Origin of the sequence: Streptomyces sp. NPDC001532 (assembly GCF_040298625.1) — a bacterium.
Taxonomy (GTDB): Bacteria; Actinomycetota; Actinomycetes; order Streptomycetales; family Streptomycetaceae; genus Streptomyces.
The window spans coordinates 91,154-109,471 of sequence record NZ_JBEPAL010000027.1 but is presented as its reverse complement, the minus strand read 5'-3'; the positions used below and the strand labels follow the sequence as shown (position 1 = coordinate 109,471).

20 protein-coding genes are annotated in these 18,318 nt (G+C 73.3%); 12 read left to right on the top strand and 8 right to left on the bottom strand.

The window, feature by feature from the left end; all coding sequences use genetic code 11:
- Window positions 1-197 precede the first annotated feature (197 nt).
- Window positions 198-605: a DUF3291 domain-containing protein gene (locus ABT232_RS24100; RefSeq protein ID WP_351843222.1), complete on the top strand. Its 408-nt coding sequence runs from the start codon at window positions 198-200 to the stop codon at window positions 603-605.
- Window positions 602-2,152 (top strand): MFS transporter, encoded by a 1,551-nt coding sequence (locus ABT232_RS24095; RefSeq protein ID WP_351843220.1) that lies wholly within the window; start codon window positions 602-604, stop codon window positions 2,150-2,152. Before ABT232_RS24100 ends, ABT232_RS24095 begins: the two co-directional genes overlap by 4 nt.
- 58 nt (window positions 2,153-2,210) lie before the next feature.
- Here the strand turns inward: ABT232_RS24095 and ABT232_RS24090 are convergent, their stop codons facing one another.
- Window positions 2,211-3,092 carry a peptidoglycan-binding protein gene (locus ABT232_RS24090; RefSeq protein ID WP_351843218.1) on the bottom strand — a complete coding sequence of 294 codons (882 nt, stop codon included), beginning with the start codon at window positions 3,090-3,092 and terminating at the stop codon, window positions 2,211-2,213.
- Between the two features lie 220 nt (window positions 3,093-3,312).
- On the opposite strand from ABT232_RS24090, the gene ABT232_RS24085 reads away from it, so the two are divergent.
- A complete protein-coding gene (locus tag ABT232_RS24085; protein WP_351843216.1) occupies window positions 3,313-3,741 on the top strand; it encodes a YchJ family protein in 429 nt (142 codons plus the stop codon).
- 21 nt (window positions 3,742-3,762) lie between these two features.
- On the opposite strand, the gene ABT232_RS24080 is transcribed toward ABT232_RS24085, so the two are convergent.
- Window positions 3,763-4,464 (bottom strand): FadR/GntR family transcriptional regulator, encoded by a 702-nt coding sequence (locus ABT232_RS24080; protein ID WP_351843214.1) that lies wholly within the window; start codon window positions 4,462-4,464, stop codon window positions 3,763-3,765.
- Window positions 4,465-4,594: 130 nt separating this feature from the next.
- On the opposite strand from ABT232_RS24080, the gene ABT232_RS24075 reads away from it, so the two are divergent.
- On the top strand, window positions 4,595-5,113 hold the full coding sequence (locus ABT232_RS24075; protein WP_351843212.1) for a gluconokinase: 519 nt from the start codon (window positions 4,595-4,597) through the stop codon (window positions 5,111-5,113).
- A gap of 150 nt (window positions 5,114-5,263) precedes the next feature.
- Entirely contained in the window at window positions 5,264-6,661 is a 1,398-nt protein-coding gene (locus ABT232_RS24070) for a GntP family permease (RefSeq protein ID WP_351843210.1), read from the top strand.
- A gap of 112 nt (window positions 6,662-6,773) precedes the next feature.
- On the opposite strand, the gene ABT232_RS24065 is transcribed toward ABT232_RS24070, so the two are convergent.
- The 4 genes from ABT232_RS24065 to ABT232_RS24050 all read right to left on the bottom strand — a co-directional run bounded on the left by ABT232_RS24065 (window position 6,774) and on the right by ABT232_RS24050 (window position 11,381).
- The gene (locus tag ABT232_RS24065; RefSeq protein ID WP_351843208.1) at window positions 6,774-7,394 is read right to left on the bottom strand and encodes a cytochrome b/b6 domain-containing protein; all 621 of its coding nucleotides are present in this window, start codon (window positions 7,392-7,394) and stop codon (window positions 6,774-6,776) included.
- On the bottom strand, window positions 7,378-8,103 hold the full coding sequence (locus ABT232_RS24060; RefSeq protein WP_351843206.1) for a molybdopterin-dependent oxidoreductase: 726 nt from the start codon (window positions 8,101-8,103) through the stop codon (window positions 7,378-7,380). The genes ABT232_RS24065 and ABT232_RS24060 overlap by 17 nt, the downstream gene beginning before the upstream one ends.
- A gap of 665 nt (window positions 8,104-8,768) precedes the next feature.
- Window positions 8,769-10,322: an APC family permease gene (locus ABT232_RS24055; protein ID WP_351843204.1), complete on the bottom strand. Its 1,554-nt coding sequence runs from the start codon at window positions 10,320-10,322 to the stop codon at window positions 8,769-8,771.
- Between the two features lie 108 nt (window positions 10,323-10,430).
- Window positions 10,431-11,381 carry a hypothetical protein gene (locus ABT232_RS24050; RefSeq protein ID WP_351843202.1) on the bottom strand — a complete coding sequence of 317 codons (951 nt, stop codon included), beginning with the start codon at window positions 11,379-11,381 and terminating at the stop codon, window positions 10,431-10,433.
- A gap of 305 nt (window positions 11,382-11,686) precedes the next feature.
- Here ABT232_RS24050 and ABT232_RS24045 point away from each other — a divergent pair, with 305 nt between their 5' ends.
- The 4 genes from ABT232_RS24045 to ABT232_RS24030 are packed head-to-tail and all read left to right on the top strand — an operon-like array spanning window position 11,687 to window position 13,881.
- Complete coding sequence (locus ABT232_RS24045; protein WP_351843200.1) at window positions 11,687-12,589, top strand: DMT family transporter; 903 nt, start codon at window positions 11,687-11,689, stop codon at window positions 12,587-12,589.
- A 26-nt stretch (window positions 12,590-12,615) separates the two neighbouring features.
- The gene (locus tag ABT232_RS24040) at window positions 12,616-13,131 is read left to right on the top strand and encodes an NUDIX hydrolase (protein ID WP_351843198.1); all 516 of its coding nucleotides are present in this window, start codon (window positions 12,616-12,618) and stop codon (window positions 13,129-13,131) included.
- 37 nt (window positions 13,132-13,168) lie between these two features.
- Window positions 13,169-13,561, top strand: coding sequence for a YidH family protein (locus ABT232_RS24035; RefSeq protein ID WP_351843196.1), 393 nt, complete (start codon window positions 13,169-13,171; stop codon window positions 13,559-13,561).
- The gene (locus ABT232_RS24030) at window positions 13,558-13,881 is read left to right on the top strand and encodes a DUF202 domain-containing protein (protein ID WP_351843194.1); all 324 of its coding nucleotides are present in this window, start codon (window positions 13,558-13,560) and stop codon (window positions 13,879-13,881) included. The genes ABT232_RS24035 and ABT232_RS24030 overlap by 4 nt, the downstream gene beginning before the upstream one ends.
- A gap of 142 nt (window positions 13,882-14,023) precedes the next feature.
- Here ABT232_RS24030 and ABT232_RS24025 read toward each other — a convergent pair whose 3' ends face one another.
- Together ABT232_RS24025 and ABT232_RS24020 are read right to left on the bottom strand one after the other, a co-directional pair.
- Window positions 14,024-14,392, bottom strand: a complete 369-nt coding sequence (locus ABT232_RS24025; RefSeq protein WP_351843192.1) for a VOC family protein — start codon at window positions 14,390-14,392, stop codon at window positions 14,024-14,026.
- Between the two features lie 107 nt (window positions 14,393-14,499).
- Window positions 14,500-15,426, bottom strand: a complete 927-nt coding sequence (locus ABT232_RS24020) for an NADP-dependent oxidoreductase (RefSeq protein WP_351843190.1) — start codon at window positions 15,424-15,426, stop codon at window positions 14,500-14,502.
- 146 nt (window positions 15,427-15,572) lie between these two features.
- On the opposite strand from ABT232_RS24020, the gene ABT232_RS24015 reads away from it, so the two are divergent.
- The 3 genes from ABT232_RS24015 (at window position 15,573) to ABT232_RS24005 (ending at window position 18,273) form a co-directional block, all read left to right on the top strand.
- On the top strand, window positions 15,573-15,869 hold the full coding sequence (locus ABT232_RS24015; protein WP_351843188.1) for a hypothetical protein: 297 nt from the start codon (window positions 15,573-15,575) through the stop codon (window positions 15,867-15,869).
- Between the two features lie 160 nt (window positions 15,870-16,029).
- Complete coding sequence (locus ABT232_RS24010) at window positions 16,030-17,052, top strand: phosphotransferase family protein (protein ID WP_351843187.1); 1,023 nt, start codon at window positions 16,030-16,032, stop codon at window positions 17,050-17,052.
- Window positions 17,053-17,058: 6 nt separating this feature from the next.
- Window positions 17,059-18,273 carry an acyl-CoA dehydrogenase family protein gene (locus ABT232_RS24005; protein WP_351843185.1) on the top strand — a complete coding sequence of 405 codons (1,215 nt, stop codon included), beginning with the start codon at window positions 17,059-17,061 and terminating at the stop codon, window positions 18,271-18,273.
- Window positions 18,274-18,318 lie beyond the last annotated feature (45 nt).

Genomic DNA, 18,318 nt, shown 5'->3' with positions numbered 1-18,318 from the left:
GGGCGGGGTGCGGGGTCGCGGGCGGGTGCAGGGTCGCGGGTGGGGTGCAGGTGGCGGGCGCGGCCGTGGTCCGGGTTCGGCTGGAATTCGTTCTTGTGGGGGTGACCGGAATCGGGGCTGAGCGGACTCTGTACGGGTGGCGGCGATGCGCCGTCGTCGGTACGGAGGGGAGCAGCCGCATGCCCACGATTCCCTGGATGCCTGGCACCGCCCAGGACACCGCCAAAGCCGCCGAGGCGGGCCGGCCGGTGGTCATGGCGTCCCGGCTGGAGTTGAAGTCCCTGCTGAGCGTGCCCCGGTTCTTCCTGCTGTCGCTGGTGGTGTTCCGGCAGGTCCGCAGGTCGCCCGGCCTGATCGGGGCCTCGCTGCGGGCGGAGCCGCTGAAGCGGACGTTCTGGACGCTGTCGGCGTGGCGGGACCAGGCCGCGCTGGAGGCCTTCAACCGGACGGATCCGCACGCGAAGAGCGTGCGCGGGCTGCGCCCCGCGATGAAGGGTTCGGTCTTCGTCTTCTGGAACGCGGAGGCCGACCAGCTGCCGGTCGACTGGGACGAGGCGCGGCGCCGCCTCGCCGACCAGGCGACGAAGGAGGCCCCGTCGGCATGAGTACGGCCTCCGCCGAGTCCGAGGGCACCGAGCCCGTCGCCCCGCCCGCGCCGCCGGTCGTCCCGCACGGCAGGCTGGTGCTGCTCGCCGCCTGCCTCGGGTTGTTCATGTCGTTCGTCGAGGTCACCGCGGCGATCTCGACGCTGCGGGCGCTCCAGGTCGACATGGGCGTGGCGCCCGCCGACCTGAGCTGGGTGTCGAGCACGTACACGCTGGTGGTCGCGGCCTGTGTGCTCTCCGGCGGGGCGCTGGGCGAACGGTTCGGGCGGCGCCGGGTCTTCCTGACCGGGGTCGTCCTGCTGGCCGCCGGTTCGCTGGTGGTGGCGGCCGCCGCCGGGTACGGCTGGGTGCTGCTGGGCCGGGCCGTCAGCGGTCTCGGCGGGGCGCTGGTGCTGCCCACCTCACTGGCGCTGATCACCACGACGTTCTTCGTGGACCTGCCGCGCATGCTGCGGTACATCGCGGTGTGGGTGTCGGTCTCCGGTATCGGCCTGGCCGTGGGCCCGCTGGTCGGCGGGCTGCTGCTGGAGGCGTCGGGCTGGCGGGCGGTGTACCTGGTGAACACTCCGCTCGCGGTCGTCACCGTGCTGGTCACGCTGCGCGCGGTCGCCGAGTCCCGGGTGCCGGACCGGCCGCTGGACCTGGCCGGGCAGCTGTGGGCGGTGCTGGGCCTGTCCACGCTGATCTACGGCATCGCGGTGGGCGGCCGGTGGGGGTACGACGACCCGCGCGTCCTCGCCGCCCTGGCGGTGGCCGCCGGGGCGCTCACCGCGCTGGTGCTGACCGAGCGCCGGTCGCCGATGCCAATGCTGGACGTGCGGATGATGGGCAACGCCCGCTACACGGCCGCGCTGTGTGTCGCCGCGGCGTCCTTGTTCGTGTTCGTCGGCGTGGTCTTCGTCGAGGTGCTGTTCCTGCAACGGGTGCGTGGCCTGGGGCCGTTGGGCACCGGGGTGCGGCTGCTGCCCGCGATGCTGGCCTTCGTCGCGGCCACCTTCGCGGCACAGCGGCTGGCGGGCCGGGTGCGGGCGGGGCTGCTGCTGGCGGGCGGATCGCTGGTCGCCGCGGTCGCCGCGCTGGTGCTGCTGCTCCAGCGGCCGGACGGCGGCTACGCGGTCACCGCGGCCGGACTGGTGCTGGTCGGGCTGGGCAGCGGGCTGGTCGTGGCCCCGTCGACGGCCGCCGCCTTCGAGGTGGTGGAGGGGGCGCAGATGGGCGCGGCGTCCTCGGCGGTGACGGCGTTCCGGCAGGTCGGCTCGGTGCTGGCGACATCGGTGCTGGGCGCGGTGCTCGCCCTGCGGTTCCTCGGCACGCTGCCCGAGCGGCTGGCCGAGCGCGGCGTGGCCGGGCCCACCGCCGACCGGGTCATGGAGGTGGCCCGCGCCGGTGGCGGCGCGACCGGCCGCTCCCCCGCCGAGGTGACCTCCGCGGTCACCGACGCCTTCACCGCCGGTGTGCACAGCGCCCTGTGGGTGGTGGCGGCCGTCGCGCTCACCGCGTCCGCGCTCGCCGGACTGCTGCTGGCCCGCGGTCCGCGCCGGCCGTGAGGCACCGGGCGGACGGACTCGGCCCGCCCGCCCGGTACCGCCGTCCGCCCGCCGCCGGTCAGTTGGGTACGTTCGGCACCTTCAGCCGGTCCCAGCTGGCGCGGCCGGGGATGCCGTCGGCGTCGGTGCCGCTGTAGCCGAGTTTGCGCTGCCAGGCGGCGTAGGAGAGGCGGTCGGCCTCGGTCCACTCGGGGCCGGGGCCCTGCTCGTAGCGGCCGCAGCCTTCGGCGACCAGTCTTCGGCCCATCGCGGTGATGACCGGTGAGGTGCGGCCGGCGCGGAAGAAGTCGGCGCCGGGGAAGGGCTCGTAGGCGGGTGCGGGCGGGGTCGGTGTGGTGCCGCCTCCGCCGGTCCGCAGCCGGTCGCCGATACGCCGGCGCATGCCGCTCATCGTGAAGCCGCGCGGGTCGATCTTGCCGGGCTGCCACTCCAGGTGGCCGATGACGGACTTCTCGCTCCAGCCGTGGTGGCGGCAGATCGCGGCGGCGGCCTTCTCGATGGCCTCCTTCTGCGCCTCGGGCCACGGGTCCTCGCCGTCGCCGAGGTTGATGCACTCGAAGCCGTAGAAGTGCTGGTTGCCGTCGGTGTCGGCCTCGTTGTCCGGCGGCAGCGGGCTCTCGTCGATCACGGCGCGCAGGACGTCGCCGTCGCCGAGGCCCGCGTGGTTGGCGCGGCCGTTGCCGACGAGGTGGACATGGCCCTTCTTGTCGATGACGCCGTGGCAGAGCGGGCCGGGCAGCCCGGCGTAGCCGTCGTAGCAGATGTCGACGGAGGCGGCGGTGCCGGAGGTGACGGTGTGGTGGATCATCACCCCGTTGACCGGTCCCCAGGGGCCCTTGTGGTTGCGGTTGTGGGTGCGCCAGTCGCGGACCTCGTGGACCGTCAGGCCCTCTGCCCGCAGGATCTCCACCATCTTGGACGCGCTCAGCGGCTTGGCCATCTCCGGTCTCCTTCCGTCGTCGCGGCTCGTCGCGGCTCGTCGCGGCTCCTCGCGGCCGAGTCAGGGCCAACCGCGTTGTCGTGCCGACCAGTTGGTACCCGGAGGCGACGGCTGGTAACGCCGGTTGCGCGAGCGCCCTGGTGGACGCCGGTTTCCCGGCCCGTCCTCGCGGCGGGCTCGGCGCGGCACGCGCGGCCGGCGGTGCAGCACAATGGGGCGCATGTCCCGTCGCAGCTCGCAGCCCCGGCGCCGCACCGCCGCCACCGCCCCCGTCCCGGACCCCGCGTGTCCGTGCGGTCTCGCGCAGACGTACGAGGAGTGCTGTGGCCGGTTCCACCGGGGTGAGGGCACGGCGCCGACCGCCGAGCGGCTGATGCGCTCGCGCTACAGCGCGTTCGTGCGGCGGGACGAGGCCTATCTGCTGCGCACCTGGCATCCCCGCACGCGCCCGCCGCGGGTCGACTTCGACCCGGGGATGCGCTGGACGGGCCTGGAGATCCTGGACACCGGCGACGGAACGGCCTTCCACAGCACCGGCACGGTGACGTTCCGCGCCTCGTTCCGGGGCGGCGCGCTGCACGAGCGCAGCCGGTTCGAGCGGGTCGACGGGGCGTGGACGTACGTCGACGGGGACTTCCTCGACGACTGAGGGACGTCTCTCGTGGCTCTCTCAGGGCGCCAGGATGTCCAGCTCCTGGAGCGCGCCGACGGTGATCTCCCGGGTCAGCGCCTCGGCGCGCTCCGCGTCCCGGGCGCGCACCGCCTCCGCGACGCGGACGTGCAGGGTGACGGCGGCCGGGTCGGGGTCCTCGAACATCACGTCGTGCTGGGTACGGCCGGTGAGCACCTCGGCGACCACATCACCGAGCCGGGCGAACATCTCGTTGCCGGAGGCGGTGAGGATCACCCGGTGGAAGGCGACGTCGTGGAGGAGATATCCCTCCAGCTGGTGTCCGCGCGAGTTGGCGACCATGCCCAGCGCGCACTCGGTCAGCTCCGCGCACTGTTCGGCGGTGGCGTGCTGGGCGGCCAGGCGCGCGGCCACCGGCTCGATCGAGGAGCGCAGCACGGTGAGCGAGCGCAGCTGGTGCGGCCGGTCGGCGCCGGCCAGCCGCCAGCGGATGACCTGCGGGTCGTAGACGTTCCACTCGGCCTTGGGCCGGACCGTGACGCCCACCCGGCGCCGGGACTCGACCAGGTGCATCGACTCCAGCACCCGCACCGCCTCGCGCATCACGGACCGTGAGACGTCGAAGCGCTGCGCCAGTTCGTCGGTGCGCAGCACGCTGCCCGGCGGGTACTCGCCCGCGGTGATCTCGGGACCAAGGGTGTCCAGTACTCGGCCGTGCAGCCCTCGGCCCGCTGTGCTCATGCACTCAGCGTACGGGGCGGGTCACGCGATCAAAAAGTCAGACTTATTCATCACAGGCTCTTGAATTAGTCGTACCTAATAGGTTTCAGTAGCTCGACATCACCGTGTCGACGAAGACAGCGAGGCAGCGATGAAGACCCCCCACGTCGTCGTGGTCATGGGCGTCGCGGGCACCGGCAAGACCACCATTGGTCCTCTGCTCGCCGCCCGGCTCGGCGTCCCCTATGCCGAGGGCGACGACTTCCACCCCCCGGCCAACATCGCCAAGATGTCGGCCGGCACCCCGCTCACCGACGAGGACCGCCTCCCCTGGCTGGACGCCATCGGTGGCTGGGCGGACGGCCGGGCCGGACTCGGTGGGGTGGTCAGCTGCTCCGCGCTGAAGCGGTCGTACCGGGACCGGCTGCGGGCCGCCGCGCCCGGACTGGTCTTCGTGCACCTCGCCGGGGACCGCGCCCTCATCGAGGACCGGATGTCGCACCGGCAGGGCCACTTCATGCCGACCGCGCTGCTCGACTCCCAGTTCGCCACGCTGGAGCCGCTCCAGGCCGACGAGGCGGGCGTCCGCGTCGACGTCGCCGGCGGCCCCGAGGAGATCACCCAGCGGGCCGTGCTGGCGCTGGACGAGCTCCCCGACCCGGCCCGGTAGCACCCGGCCCGGTGGACCCCGGCCAGGTCGCCCCGGCCCGGTATACCCGGCCGTCAGACCTACCGGCGGGCCCCGTCGCCCCGGTTCCACCCCCCTCGCCCGGCCCCCGGGCACCCTCTCCCCCATCCCCGTACCTGCAAGGGAACACCCGTGACCAGACTCAGCGTCGAGATGCTGGCAGCGGACACCGTCGAGCCCATCACCTCGGCCGGTCATGCGCAGCTGGGCATCGCCGTGCTGGCGGGCATCGCCCTCATCGTCCTGCTCATCACGAAATTCAAGCTCCACGCCTTCCTGGCGCTGACCATCGGTTCACTGGCGCTCGGCGCCTTCGCCGGGGCGCCGCTCGACAAGGCGATCGCCAGCTTCACCACCGGACTGGGCACCACCGTGGCCGGCGTCGGCGTGCTGATCGCGCTCGGCGCGATCCTCGGCAAGATGCTCGCCGACTCCGGTGGCGCCGACGAGATCGTCGACACCATCCTCGCCAGGGCGAGCGGCCGCTCCATGCCGTGGGCGATGGTGCTGATCGCCTCGGTGATCGGTCTGCCGCTGTTCTTCGAGGTCGGCGTCGTCCTGCTGATCCCGGTGGTGCTGATGGTCGCCAAGCGCGGCAACTACTCCCTGATGCGCATCGGCATCCCCGCGCTGGCCGGTCTCTCGGTGATGCACGGACTGGTGCCGCCGCACCCCGGCCCGCTGGTCGCGATCGACGCCGTCCAGGCCAACCTCGGTGTGACGCTGGCGCTCGGCGTGCTGGTCGCCATCCCGACGGTGATCATCGCCGGTCCGGTCTTCGCCCGGTTCGCCGCCCGCTGGGTCGACGTCCCGGCCCCGGACCGGATGATCCCGCAGCGCGCCTCGGACGACCTGGAGAAGCGGCCGAGCTTCGGCGCGACGCTGGCGACCATCCTGCTGCCGGTCGTGCTGATGCTCGCCAAGGCGCTCGTGGACATCGTCGTCGACGACCCCGAGAACACCGTCCAGCGCGTCTTCGACGTGATCGGCTCCCCGCTGATCGCCCTGCTGGCCGCCGTGCTGGTCGGCATCTTCACGCTGGCCCGTCCCGCCGGGTTCTCCAAGGAGCGCGTCTCCGGGATGGTCGAGAAGGGCCTCGCGCCGATCGCCGGCATCCTGCTGATCGTCGGCGCGGGCGGCGGCTTCAAGCAGACGCTGATCGACTCGGGCGTCGGCCAGATGGTCCTGGACATATCCGAGGACTGGTCGATCCCGGCCCTGCTGCTGGCCTGGCTGATCGCCGTGGCGATCCGGCTGGCGACCGGTTCGGCGACGGTGGCCACCGTCTCCGCGGCGGGTCTCGTCGCCCCGCTGGCCGCCGACATGTCGACGACCCACGCCGCCCTGCTGGTCCTCGCCATCGGCGCCGGCTCGCTCTTCTTCAGCCATGTCAACGACGCCGGTTTCTGGCTGGTGAAGGAGTACTTCGGTCTGTCCGTCGGCCAGACGGTCAAGACCTGGTCGGTGATGGAGACGATCATCTCGGTGGTCGCGGGCGCGCTGGTGCTGCTGCTGTCCCTGATCATCTAGCTGCTGCCGCTGATCATCCGGCGGTACCCCGCGCTCACCCGCGGCGCACCGCGAACGAACGGCCCGCTCCCCGCTCACGGCAGGGAGCGGGCCGTTCGCCGCTGTGTCCTCCTCACGGCCGCCACAGCGGATGCTCGCGTTCCGCCCACTCCCGGCCCACCGCTCCGGTCCGCATGCCGCGACGGGACTCCGGGTCGGCGAGAGCCATGCCGATGTGGCCGGCGAGGACGATGCCGATGGTGAGGGCGAGCCAGTCGTGGACGAAGGTGGCGCTGGTGCGCCATCTGAGCGGGGTGAGGTGGGTGAACCACATCAGCAGCCCGGTGCCGAGCATCACCAGCGTGGCTCCCGCGATCCAGGCCGCGTATACCTTCTGACCGGCGTTGAACTTTCCCGCCGGGCGGGCCCCGGGCCGCTTGTCGCGGCGTACGACGGCGCGCAGCCAGCGGCGGTCGTGCGGGCCGAAGCGGTTGAGCAGGCGCAGGTCGGCGCGGAAGGCCCGGGAGGCGAGGGCCGCCAGCACCGGTACGGGCAGGGCGAGCCCGGCCCACTCGTGGACGGTGACGACGAGGGCCCGGCGGCCGACGAGCTGGGCGAGTTCCGGGATGTACAGGCAGGCCGCGGTCAGCACGCAGACGCCCATGAGCGCGGCCGTGACCCGGTGGGTCCAGCGCTCGGCGGCGCTGAAGCGCGGGATCCGGGCGGTGGGCGGGGCGTCAGCTCGTGGGGTCATCGTCCCGTCCGTTCGACCGGCCGACCCAGGCGTCGACGTCGTAGCCGCGCTTCTCCCAGTAGCCGGGCTCGACGTCCTCGGTGACGGTGATGCCGGAGAGCCACTTGGCGGACTTGTAGAAGTACATGGGCGCCACGTAGAGGCGGACGGGGCCGCCGTGGGCGTGGCTCAGGTCCTCGTCCCGCATCCGCAGCGCGACCAGCACGTCCGGGCGGCGGGCCTGGTCGAGGGTCAGGCTCTCGGTGTACGTGCCGTCGAAGCAGGTGAAGCGGACCGCGCGGGCGGTGGGCCGGACGCCCGCGGCGTCCAGCAGCCGGGACAGCCGCACCCCTTCGAACGGGGTGTCCGGCACCCGCCAGCCGGTCACGCACTGCACGTCCCGCACCAGCCGGGTCCGCGGCATGCTCCGGAGGTCGGCGAGGGTGTGGACGGCGGGGCGGTCGACCAGTCCGTCGACGGTCAGGCGGTAGTCGGTGGCGTCCTTGCGCGGTACGGAGGAGGCGACCGAGTAGTAGCGGAAGCCGCCGCCGTTCGGCAGCAGACCGGTCAGACCGGTGGGGTCCTTGTCGGCGGCGCCGCCGAGGAAGGACTCCAGTCCGCGCTGGAGGGTGGGCGCGGCGACCACGCCGAGGGCGCCCAGGCCGAGGGTGCCGAGGAAGACCCGCCGCCCGACCGGGCGGCCCTCCTCCTCGGATTGTCCGATGCTCACCCTGCCATTCGAGCACCCACACCCTGGAGGGGACCAGGGGCCACGGACACGCGTCAGGGTTCCGTAAGCAAGGCGGGTGCCCTCGGGCGGGTGGCGAGGGCACCGTTCGGACGGCGGAGGCGTCACGTGGCCGGCGAGGGCACGCTCGGACGGCGGAGGCGTCGCTTTGACGGCGAGGCCTACGTACGGACGGCGTGGTGGTCCGCAGGGACGGCGTGGTGGCTCGCAGGGACGGCGTGGACGCCGTGCGGACGGCATGGACACGGCACGGGCCGCGTCACGGCCAGGCGGACGACGGCGCCACGGCCGAGCGGACAGCGGTGCCACGGCCGGGCTGACCATGGCCTCACGGCCGGACGGGCGCCCCGCCACCGCGGACGCACCACGGCGTCACGGCCGCGCACCAACGCGCCGGCGGACGGACTCAGCGCCACGGCCGCGCGGGCGACGCGCCACGGCCGCGCGCGGACCACTGCCTCACAGCCGGACGGACGCCGGCGCCGCCACGGCCGCGCGGACGACCCCGCACGGCGAGCGAGCCACGGCCACGCGAACAGCCTCATGGCCGGACGGACGACAGCGTCACCGCCGAGCGGACCGCCGCGCCACGACCGACCGAGCCACGCCTCCACGGCCCCGCGGCCCGCGGCCCCCGGATCGGGGCCTCACGCCTGCCCGTCCGCCTCCCTGTCCAGTTGGAACGCCTCGTTGCCGAGGCCGATGCGGGCGTGGACCTCGGGGGCGCGGGAGCGGAGGATCAGGCCGAGGACGGCTCCGGCGACCGCGGCGACCGCGATGATGCCGGGCAGTATCCAGCTGAGCGCCGACTCCGGGCCGGACCCGACCAGCACGTCGAAGTCCTTCACCGTGTACCCGGCGATCACCAGCAGGGAGATCCCGGCGAGCGCGGAGGTGACCAGCCGCCAGGCCTGCGCGCCCGCGGCGCCCCGGCGGGCGAAGAAGACCACCACGGACAGGGAGGCGGTCGCCATCAGCAGGATGACGCCCAGCGCGCCGACGTTGCCGCCCCAGGTGAACAGGTGCAGCACGGGCTCGGTCGGGTCGCCGGCCGGCTTGTCGTCGGCGAGGGCGAAGGCGATGACGATCACCGCGGAGATCACGGTCTGGAGCAGCGAGCCGATGCCGGGCGCGCCGCCGGCGCCGGTGGTCCGGCCGAAGGTGCGCGGCAGCAGGCCCTCGCGGCCCATGGCGAAGGCGTAGCGGGCGACGACGTTGTGGAAGCTGAGCAGTGCCGCGAACATGCCGGTCACGAAGAGGACGTGCAGGACGTCGGTGAAGGCGCCGCCGAGACGGGACTCGGTGAGGAAGAACAGCAGTCCGGCGCTCTGCTCCCGCGCGGTGCCGACGATCTTGTCGGGCCCGGTGGCCACGGTGAGCGCCCAGGAGCTGAGGGCGAAGAAGACGGCGACGAAGCCGACGGCGAGGAACATCACGCGCGGCACCAGGATGTGCGGGCGGCTGGTCTCCTCGGCGTACACGGGGGCCTGTTCGAAGCCGGTGAAGGCGGCGATGCAGAAGCACAGGGCGGTGCCGACGCCCGCGCCGGTGAGCGTGCCGGGGTCGAACGCGGCCAGCGACAGGCCCTGCGGGCCGGGGTCGGCGACGGCGGCGACGTCGAAGACGACCACCAGGACCAGCTCGATCAGCAGGAGGACGCCGAGCACGCGCGCGTTGACGTCGATCTTCAGCCAGCCGAGCGCGCCGACCACAACCACCGCGATCAGCGCCGGTATCCACCAGGCGATCTCTGTCTCGGCGTAGGTGGCGAAGAGCCCGGCGACCTCGAAGCCGAAGATCCCGTAGATGCCGACCTGGAGGACGCTGTAGGCGGCCAGGGCGACGAAGGAGGCGCTGGCGCCGGCGGTGCCGCCGAGGCCGCGGGAGATGTAGGCGTAGAAGGCGCCCGCGTTGTGGACGTGCCGGCTCATCTCGGCGTAGCCGATGCCGAACAGGACGAGCACCACGCCCAGGATGACGAAGAGCAGCGGCTGGCCGACGATCCCCATCACCGCGAATGTGGTGGGCATGACACCCGCGACCACCATGAGGGGAGCGGTCGCCGCGAGGACGGAGAGCAGCAGGCCGCCCGTACCGAGGCGGTCGGCGCGCAGCGCCCGCTCCTGGCCCTTGAAGGTGCTGATGCCGCCGGCGTCCGCCGGGTTGTCGCTCTTTCTCGTGCTCGAACTGCCCGTCGTCATCGAAGACCGTCCTTCTGTCGGGGTGAGGGCTGTCGGGGTGAGGGCTGACCGGGGTGAGGGCTGACCGGGGTGGAGGCCGGCCGTGCGGGGTGTCACATGGGGGGTGGTTCACACCGTGCCGAGCGCGTTGTCGCGGGCGGCACGGAAGGCGGCGAGCGGGTCGCGGTCCGGGTAGGACCACGGCTCGGGGGTGGCGTGTTCGCCGATGCGGTGGAACAGCGCGGCGGCCTCGGCGCCCCGGCCCTCGCAGTACTTGGCGTGGGCGAGGAAGTTCAGATCGACCAGGCGGCGCGGATGGCCCTCGTGCTCCCACTCCAGCCACCAGTCGAACGCGGCCTTCATCACCTGCCGGGCCCGGCGGCCGGTCCAGTGCCCGGAGGCGGCCGGGTCGGCGGGCTCGAAGCCGGCGCCGGCCAGCACCCGGTAGCGCTCGGCGTGCGCCACCACCGGCAGGATCGCCAGCGGCGAGTCCGCGGGGGCCTGCTCGGCGGCCCAGGCGGCGAAGTCGTACACCTCGTGCAGCGGGTCGGAGCCGGCCTCGGCGCGCCGCTCGGCGAGCCGGGCGACCATCAGATGGTGCGCGTGGTGGTGGTCGGCGTACCGCGCCCGCACATGCTCGAAGGTCCGTACGACGTCCGCCTCGCCGCCGAGGTGGCGCTCCAGCAGGAGCAGGCCGAGCCAGGGCGTGGGGTCGGCGGGGACGCGTTCGGCGGCGTCGCGGCAGGCCTCGCGGGCCCGGTCGGGCTTCTCCTTGCCGCGGACGGCCCGCCGGACCAGGGCGAGGGCGAGCAGGACGGCGGCGTCGGCGGAGTCGGGTTCGGCGAGCAGCCACTCGCGGGCCCAGGCGGCGCTGTAGGACTCGCCGGCGAGGACGGTGGCGCGGTGTCCGCGCCGGTCCCAGTCGTCGCCGGTGCGGGCGAGCAGGGAGCGGGCCGCCTGCCAGCGGCCCTGGGCGAGGGCGGCGCGGGCGTCAGCCAGCTCGGTGTCGTCGAGTGCCGAGTCGTAGGCCCCGTCCGCTCTCTTGCGGCCGCGACCGAAGGGAGGCGGGGGCGGGGACACCTCTGGACTTCCTCGGGGATTTCGCTGGGCTGACTCGGATTGGCCTGTGACTCGGATTGGTCTGTGCCATCGGGTGATCACGCACAGCAAACCCTCAGTCAACGGTTTCCGTCAAGCTCCGGCGGCACATGACACGCGTCAACGAACCTGCGGGAAAAGGGACTTGCCTCGACGCCGAGATCGACTCCGCCTCCGGACGGCCATCGGGGGTGACGTACGTCATAGCGCGGGCCCGCCGGGCCGCGCAGCATGGCCGACGCACCCCTTTTGTCCCGGCACCGCCGAATGATCACCCAGGGAGCAGCTTGTCCATCTCGGTTCTGGTGCTCGCCCTGAGCGCCGCCTGCTGCCTCGGCTTCGGCTTCGTGCTCCAGCAGAACGCGGCCCAGCGCGCACCTCTCGGTGACTTCCTCTCGCCGCGCCTGCTGCTGGACCTGATGAAGGTGCCCAGCTGGCTCGGCGGCATCGGTCTGATGGTCGTCGGCATGGCGCTCGGCGCGGTCGCGCTCGGCCAGGGCGAGATCTCCGTGGTGGAGCCCCTGCTCGCGACCAATCTGCTCTTCGCCCTCGCCCTGTCCCGGCACCGCACCCGGCAGCCGCTCGGCCGCCGGGGCTGGGCCGGGCTCCTCCTGCTGGCGGGCGGGGTGACCGCGTTCCTGGTGGCCGGTGAGCCGCGCGGCGGCAGCGCGGTCACCGAACCGCTGCGGCACTGGCTGATCATCGGCGCGATGGTCGGGACGGCGCTGCTGCTGACCGCCTGCGCCCGCCGCGCCCGCCTCGGCGGCTCGGCACCGGTGCTGCTGGCACTGGCGGCGGGGCTGCTGTACGGCGTGCAGGACGCGCTGACGCGGGTGAGCGGCCAGCGGTTCGCCGCCGGCGGCGCGGCCGAGCTGCTGACCACCTGGCAGCCGTACGCCGTGCTGCTGCTCGGGGTGACGGGGCTGCTGCTGGTGCAGAGCGCCTTCGAGGCCGCGCCGCTGCGCACCTCGCTGCCCGCGCTCACCGCCGCCCAGCCGCTGGCCGGCATCCTCTGCGGCGTCGGCTTCCTCGGCGACCGGCTGCACACCGACGCGGGCGCGCTGGCCTGGGAGGCCGCGGGGCTCGCGGCCGTGGTGGGCGGCATCGTGCTGCTGGGCCGGCATCCCGCGATGCCGCAGGGCGCCGTCGCCGCCGCACCGGCGCGCGTCCGGGCCCTCCAGCCCGGCTGAGCGGCCGGACCTGCTTGGATGAAGCCATGAGCGCCGCGGACGAGATCCTGGACGTCGTCGACGAGCACGACCGCGTGATCGGGCAGCGCCCGCGCGGCGAGGTGTACGCGCGGGGCCTGAAGCACCGGTGCGTGTTCATCCAGGCGCGCGACGCGCAGGGCCGGATCTTCGTCCACCGGCGCACCCCGACCAAGCTGGTCTTCCCGTCGCTGTACGACATGTTCGTCGGCGGTGTGGTCGGCGCGGGCGAGGCGTACGACGACGCGGCGCTGCGCGAGGCCGAGGAGGAGCTGGGCGTCAGCGGACTGCCCCGGCCCCGGTTCCTCTTCAAGTTCCTCTACGACAACGGCGCCGGCCACGCCTGGTGGTCGGCGGTCTACGAGGTGCGCTGCGACCTTCCGGTGCGCCCTCAGGCCGAGGAGGTCGCCTGGCACGCCTTCCTGCCCGAGGATGAGCTGGCGGAGCGCCTTCCGCGGTGGGAGTGGGTGCCGGACGGGCTGGCGGCCTACGAGCGCCTCCTCGCCCACCGGGCCACGGGCTGACCTGCCCCTTCGTACGGCGCCGGGTACTGTCGTACGCGTGATCGAACTCCTGCGTAACGTCCGGCTGTGGTTCGCGCCCGCGCGGATCCGGGACGAAGGCGGTACCCCGGACTACCGCTTCTCGCTGGCGAACGAGCGCACCTTCCTGGCCTGGCTGCGCACCGCCCTCGCGCTGATCGGTGGCGGCTTCGCGGTGGACCAGTTCCTCCCGGACCTGCGCTGGGGCTGGCGGGTCGGCCTGGCGCTGGCGCTGCTGGCGGCCGGCGTGCTGTGCTCCCTGCGCGCGGTCAACCACTGGATCCGCTGCGAGCGGGCCATGCGCCGCGGCGAGGACCTGCCGGTGTCCCGGTTCCCGGCGGTGCTGAGCCTGGTCGTCGCGGTGGTGGCGGTCGCGATGGTCGTCGTCGTCCTCGTCGGGTGGGACGGATGAGCGAGGCCCGGGCGGCGGAGCGGGACCCGGGGCTGCAACCCGAGCGGACCCGGCTGGCCTGGCGGCGGACGACGCTCTCCGGCACGGTCGCCGCCGTACTCGCGATACGGACGGCGCTGCGCGACGGCCCGTCCCCGGCGGGGGTCACCGTCTGCGCCCTGTGCTGTGTCCTCTGGCTGGCGTTCCTGGCCCTGGCCCACCGCCGCATCCGCACCCTCACGGCCACCCCGCACCCGCCGCCCCTCTCCCCCCGCCGCGCCACGGCCACCACGCTGTGCACGGTGGCCCTGGCGGTGTGCGCGACGGCCCTGCTGCTCTAGGGGGTGTCTCGTCGATCACGCCGGGAGCCCGGCATGATCGGCGAGACGCCCCCTAGGGCCTGGCCAGGCACCGCGGAGCAGGCGGGAATTGTCAGACAGGCCCTGGCGGATGTCCTGTCGGCGAGCATCCCGGGGGACGGCGTCACCGGGCCGGGATCGGCTGGGTGAGGTTCACCGGGTTGCCGTCGGGGTCCTGGATGTGGGCGACGCGCTGTCCCCATGGCATGTCGTTCGGGCCGCCGCGGACCGAGCCGCCGAGCGCCTCGACCCGGCCGAGCGTCTCGTCGACGTCGTCGACACCGATGCTGAGCAGGATCCGTGACGCCGCCCCGGCCCCCGCGTCCGCCCTGGCCACCAGCCCGATGTCGGTGTCGCCGATCCGCAGGCCGAGGTAGAAGACGGGGCCGTCCGCCGGGACCCGGAAGATCTCCTCGGCGCCGAAGAGTTCCGTGTAGAAGCCGAGCAGGACGTCGTGGGCGGCGGTCACGATCACCGGCTGGATGGTGGACATGGCACTCCTGTCGCGAACGGTCGTGTCGCCGGGTAGACCGTCCGAGGCCGGTGAACTCATCGGCGGAACCCCCGCCGGACGCTCCGCGCCACGGACCGCCTCGCGTCTCAGTCCACCGTCACCACGATCTTCCCCCGGGTCCGCCCCTCCTCGCTGCGCCGGTGGGCGTCCGCCGCGCGGTCCAGCGGGAAGGTCTCCGAGACGTGCACGCAGAGCACTCCGCGGTCGGCCATGTCGCAGAGGTGGGCCAGGTCGGCGGCGTCGGGGCGGACGAAGTGGTAGCGGCCGCCGTAGCCGACGACGTCGCCGTCGGCGATGGAGACCATCCGGCCCTCCGGGGCCAGTACGTTCGCCGAGGCCTTGAGCGCGTCGCCGCCGACGGTGTCGAGGACCGCGTCCACTCCGCCGGGCGCCAGCGCCCGCACCCGCCCGGTCAGGCCGTCGCCGTAGGTCACGGGCTCGCCGCCCAGGGAGCGGACGTAGTCGTGGTTGCGCTCGCTCGCCGTACCGATGACCCGGGCGCCCAGATGGCGGGCCAGCTGCACGGCCATCGAGCCGACCCCGCCCGCGGCGGCGTGCACCAGGACCGTCTCGGCGGGCTTCACCTCGAGCACCTTCACCAGCGTCTGGTGCGCGGTGAGCCCGGTCAGCGGCAGCCCGGCCGCCGCCGCGAAGGAGAGGGCGCGCGGCTTGCGGGCCAGTGTGCGCAGCGGTGCCGCGACGTACTCGGCGAAGGTGCCGCGGGAGAGGAAGTCCTCGCGTACGTATCCGACGACCTCGTCGCCGGGCGCGAACTCGGTGACGGCGGCGCCGAGCCGTACGACGACCCCCGAGACGTCCCAGCCGGGGACCACGGGGAAGACGGCGTCGAGGATGCCGTCCAGCCGGCCCTCGCGGCACTTGTGGTCGACGGGGTTGACGGCCGCCGCCCGTACCTTCACCAGCACGGAGTCGGGCCCGACCTTGGGGTCGGGCAGCTCGCCGTACTCCAGGACGTCGGCTCCGCCGTAGCGGCGGTAACTGATCGCTTTCATGCCGCCGAGACTGCGGGGTACTGGGAAACCATGCAACCTTGAATGTCGGCATATGCCCCTTTTGAACGACACCGCGGCCGACACCGCGACCCACACCGCGACCGACACCGCCGCACGCTCGGCCCCAGCCATGGAAGTGAGCCCCCATGACCACCGCCCACCAGGAACACAGTGCCCACACCCACGCCCACGGCCCCGCCTGCGGACACACCGAGGTCCCGCACGGCGACCACGTCGACTACGCCCACAACGGCCATCTGCACCGCGAGCACGGCGGCCACTGGGACGAGTGCGAGCCCGCCGCGCACACCACCCATCAGAGCCACGAGCACCGGCACGGCGACGGCTGCGGCCACTCCACGGTGCTGCACGGCGACCACATCGACTACCTCCACGACGGCCATCGCCACGCCGCCCACGAGGGCCACTGGGACGACCACTGAGCCGTCCGCCGGGCGGCTTCCGACGGCTCCCCGCACCCTCGCGGGGAGCCGTCCGGCCGAGGTGGCCCTGATCACGTTCGGTCCTCCTACTGGACGGCATACCGACCGGTCGGCATCATGAGTCGGGTCCTGCCCTGTTCCCGCGTCCGTAGGAGCGACGATGAGTGCCGACCACCCGCCAGGTCTCGATCCCGACCGGCTGCGCGCCCTGCTCGACCGTGAGCACCCCGGTCTCGTGCACGGCCCCCTCACCGGCCGGCTGATCGAGGGCGGTCGGTCGAACCTGACCTACCGGGTCACCGACGGCACCTCCACCTGGGTGGTACGGCGCCCCCCGCTCGGCCATGTGCTGGCCACCGCGCACGACATGAGGCGCGAGCACCGGGTCATCAGCGCCCTGCACCCGACGAACGTACCGGTGCCGCGGCCGCTGCTGCTGTGCGAGGACGAGGAGGTGCTGGGGGCGCCGTTCTACGTCATGGAGTTCGTCGAGGGCACCCCGTACCGCACCGCCGACCAGCTCGCCCCGCTCGGCCCCGAGCGCACCCGCGAGGTCGCGCTCGGCCTGGTGGACACCCTCGTCGAGCTGCACGCGGTGGACCCCGCCGAGGTGGGCCTCGCCGACTTCGGCCGCCCCGAGGGCTTCCTCGACCGCCAGCTGCGCCGCTGGGGCAAGCAGCTGGACGCCTCCCGCAACCGCGACCTGGCCGGCATCGACGAGCTGCACGCCGCGCTCGGCCGCGACCTGCCCCGCTCCCCCGCCCCGGCCGTGGTGCACGGCGACTACCGCCTGGACAACGTCCTGATCGGCGACGACGACCGGATCAAGGCGATCCTCGACTGGGAGATGTCCACGCTCGGCGACCCGCTGACCGACCTCGGGCTGCTGGTGATGTACAGCATGCCGCTGGGCATGCCCGACTCGCCGGTCTCCACCACCGCCGAGGCCCCCGGCCACCCGGCCCCCTCCGAACTGATCGAGCGGTACGCCGCGCGCTCCGGGCGCGACGTCTCCCAGGTCTCCTGGTACACGGCGTTCGCCTGGTTCAAGCTCGCCGTGATCCTGGAGGGCATCCACTACCGCTACACGCTGGGCCAGACCGTCGGCCGCGGCTTCGACCGCATCGGCGATCTGGTGCCGGTCTTCATCCAGCACGGTCTGACGACCCTCCAGGAAGGCTGACGGGACATGGACTTCGCGTTCGACGCGCGCACCGAGGAGCTGCGTGCCAAGCTGCTCGCCTTCATGGACGAGCACGTCCATCCGGCCGAGGCTCTCGCCCACGAGCAGCGGGCCCGGCTCGGCTCGCCGTGGGAGACCCCGGCGGTCGTCGAGGACCTGAAGGCGGAGGCGAAGCGGCAGGGCCTGTGGAACCTCTTCCTGCCGGACGCCGAGTACGGCGCCGGCCTCACCAACCTCCAGTACGCGCCGCTCGCCGAGATCACCGGCCGCAGCCCGCAGCTGGCGCCGACCGCCACCAACTGCGCCGCCCCGGACACCGGGAACATGGAGGTGCTGGCGCAGTTCGGTGACGAGGCGCAGCGCAAGCAGTGGCTGGAGCCGCTGCTCGCCGGCGAGATCCGCTCGGCGTTCGCGATGACGGAGCCGGAGGTGGCCTCCTCGGACGCCACCAACATCACCACGCACATCGAGCGCGACGGCGACGAGTACGTCATCACCGGCCGCAAGTGGTACATCTCCGGGGCGATGAACCCGGACTGCAAGATCTTCATCGTGATGGGCAAGACCGATCCCGACGGCGCGGACATCCGCCGCCAGCAGTCCATGGTGCTGGTCCCCCGCGACACCCCGGGCGTCACCGTCCAGCGGGCCATGCAGGTCTTCGGTTACGAGGACCACTGGCACGGCGGCCACGCCGAGGTGGTCTTCGACCGGGCGCGGGTGCCGGTGTCCAACCTGATCGGCGAGGAGGGCGGCGGCTTCGCCATCGCGCAGGCCCGGCTCGGTCCGGGCCGGATCCACCACTGCATGCGGCTGATCGGCATGGCCGAGCGGGCCATCGAGCTGATGTGCCGGCGGGCCGTCTCCCGCGAGGCCTTCGGCAAGCCGCTGGCCCAGCAGGGCGTGGTGCACAACTGGATCGCGGACGCGCGGGTGACGGTCGAGCAGCTGCGGCTGCTGGTGCTGAAGACGGCCTGGCTGATGGACACCGTCGGCAACCGCGGCGCCCACGCGGAGATCCAGGCCATCAAGATCGCCACACCCCGCGCGGTCGTCGACATCATCGACAGGGCGATCCAGCTGCACGGTGCGGGCGGCGTCAGCCAGGACTTCCCGCTGGCCGAGCTGTACGCCGGGGCGCGGACGCTGATGATCGCGGACGGCCCGGACGAGGTGCACCAGCGCTCGCTGGCCCGGCGGGAGCTGAAGAAGTACGTGTGAGACACGCGTGAGGGGCGGCCGCCGCGGCAGCCGCCCCTCACCCGC

Coding starts and splice junctions, on each gene's coding strand:
- ABT232_RS24100 (WP_351843222.1), top strand. CDS start 198: ATGCCTGGCACCGCCCAGGACACCGCCAAAGCCGCCGAGGCGGGCCGG.
- ABT232_RS24095 (WP_351843220.1), top strand. CDS start 602: ATGAGTACGGCCTCCGCCGAGTCCGAGGGCACCGAGCCCGTCGCCCCG.
- ABT232_RS24090 (WP_351843218.1), bottom strand. CDS start 3,092: ATGGCCAAGCCGCTGAGCGCGTCCAAGATGGTGGAGATCCTGCGGGCA.
- ABT232_RS24085 (WP_351843216.1), top strand. CDS start 3,313: ATGTCCCGTCGCAGCTCGCAGCCCCGGCGCCGCACCGCCGCCACCGCC.
- ABT232_RS24080 (WP_351843214.1), bottom strand. CDS start 4,464: ATGAGCACAGCGGGCCGAGGGCTGCACGGCCGAGTACTGGACACCCTT.
- ABT232_RS24075 (WP_351843212.1), top strand. CDS start 4,595: ATGAAGACCCCCCACGTCGTCGTGGTCATGGGCGTCGCGGGCACCGGC.
- ABT232_RS24065 (WP_351843208.1), bottom strand. CDS start 7,394: ATGACCCCACGAGCTGACGCCCCGCCCACCGCCCGGATCCCGCGCTTC.
- ABT232_RS24055 (WP_351843204.1), bottom strand. CDS start 10,322: ATGACGACGGGCAGTTCGAGCACGAGAAAGAGCGACAACCCGGCGGAC.
- ABT232_RS24040 (WP_351843198.1), top strand. CDS start 12,616: ATGAGCGCCGCGGACGAGATCCTGGACGTCGTCGACGAGCACGACCGC.
- ABT232_RS24030 (WP_351843194.1), top strand. CDS start 13,558: ATGAGCGAGGCCCGGGCGGCGGAGCGGGACCCGGGGCTGCAACCCGAG.
- ABT232_RS24025 (WP_351843192.1), bottom strand. CDS start 14,392: ATGTCCACCATCCAGCCGGTGATCGTGACCGCCGCCCACGACGTCCTG.
- ABT232_RS24020 (WP_351843190.1), bottom strand. CDS start 15,426: ATGAAAGCGATCAGTTACCGCCGCTACGGCGGAGCCGACGTCCTGGAG.
- ABT232_RS24015 (WP_351843188.1), top strand. CDS start 15,573: ATGACCACCGCCCACCAGGAACACAGTGCCCACACCCACGCCCACGGC.
- ABT232_RS24010 (WP_351843187.1), top strand. CDS start 16,030: ATGAGTGCCGACCACCCGCCAGGTCTCGATCCCGACCGGCTGCGCGCC.
- ABT232_RS24005 (WP_351843185.1), top strand. CDS start 17,059: ATGGACTTCGCGTTCGACGCGCGCACCGAGGAGCTGCGTGCCAAGCTG.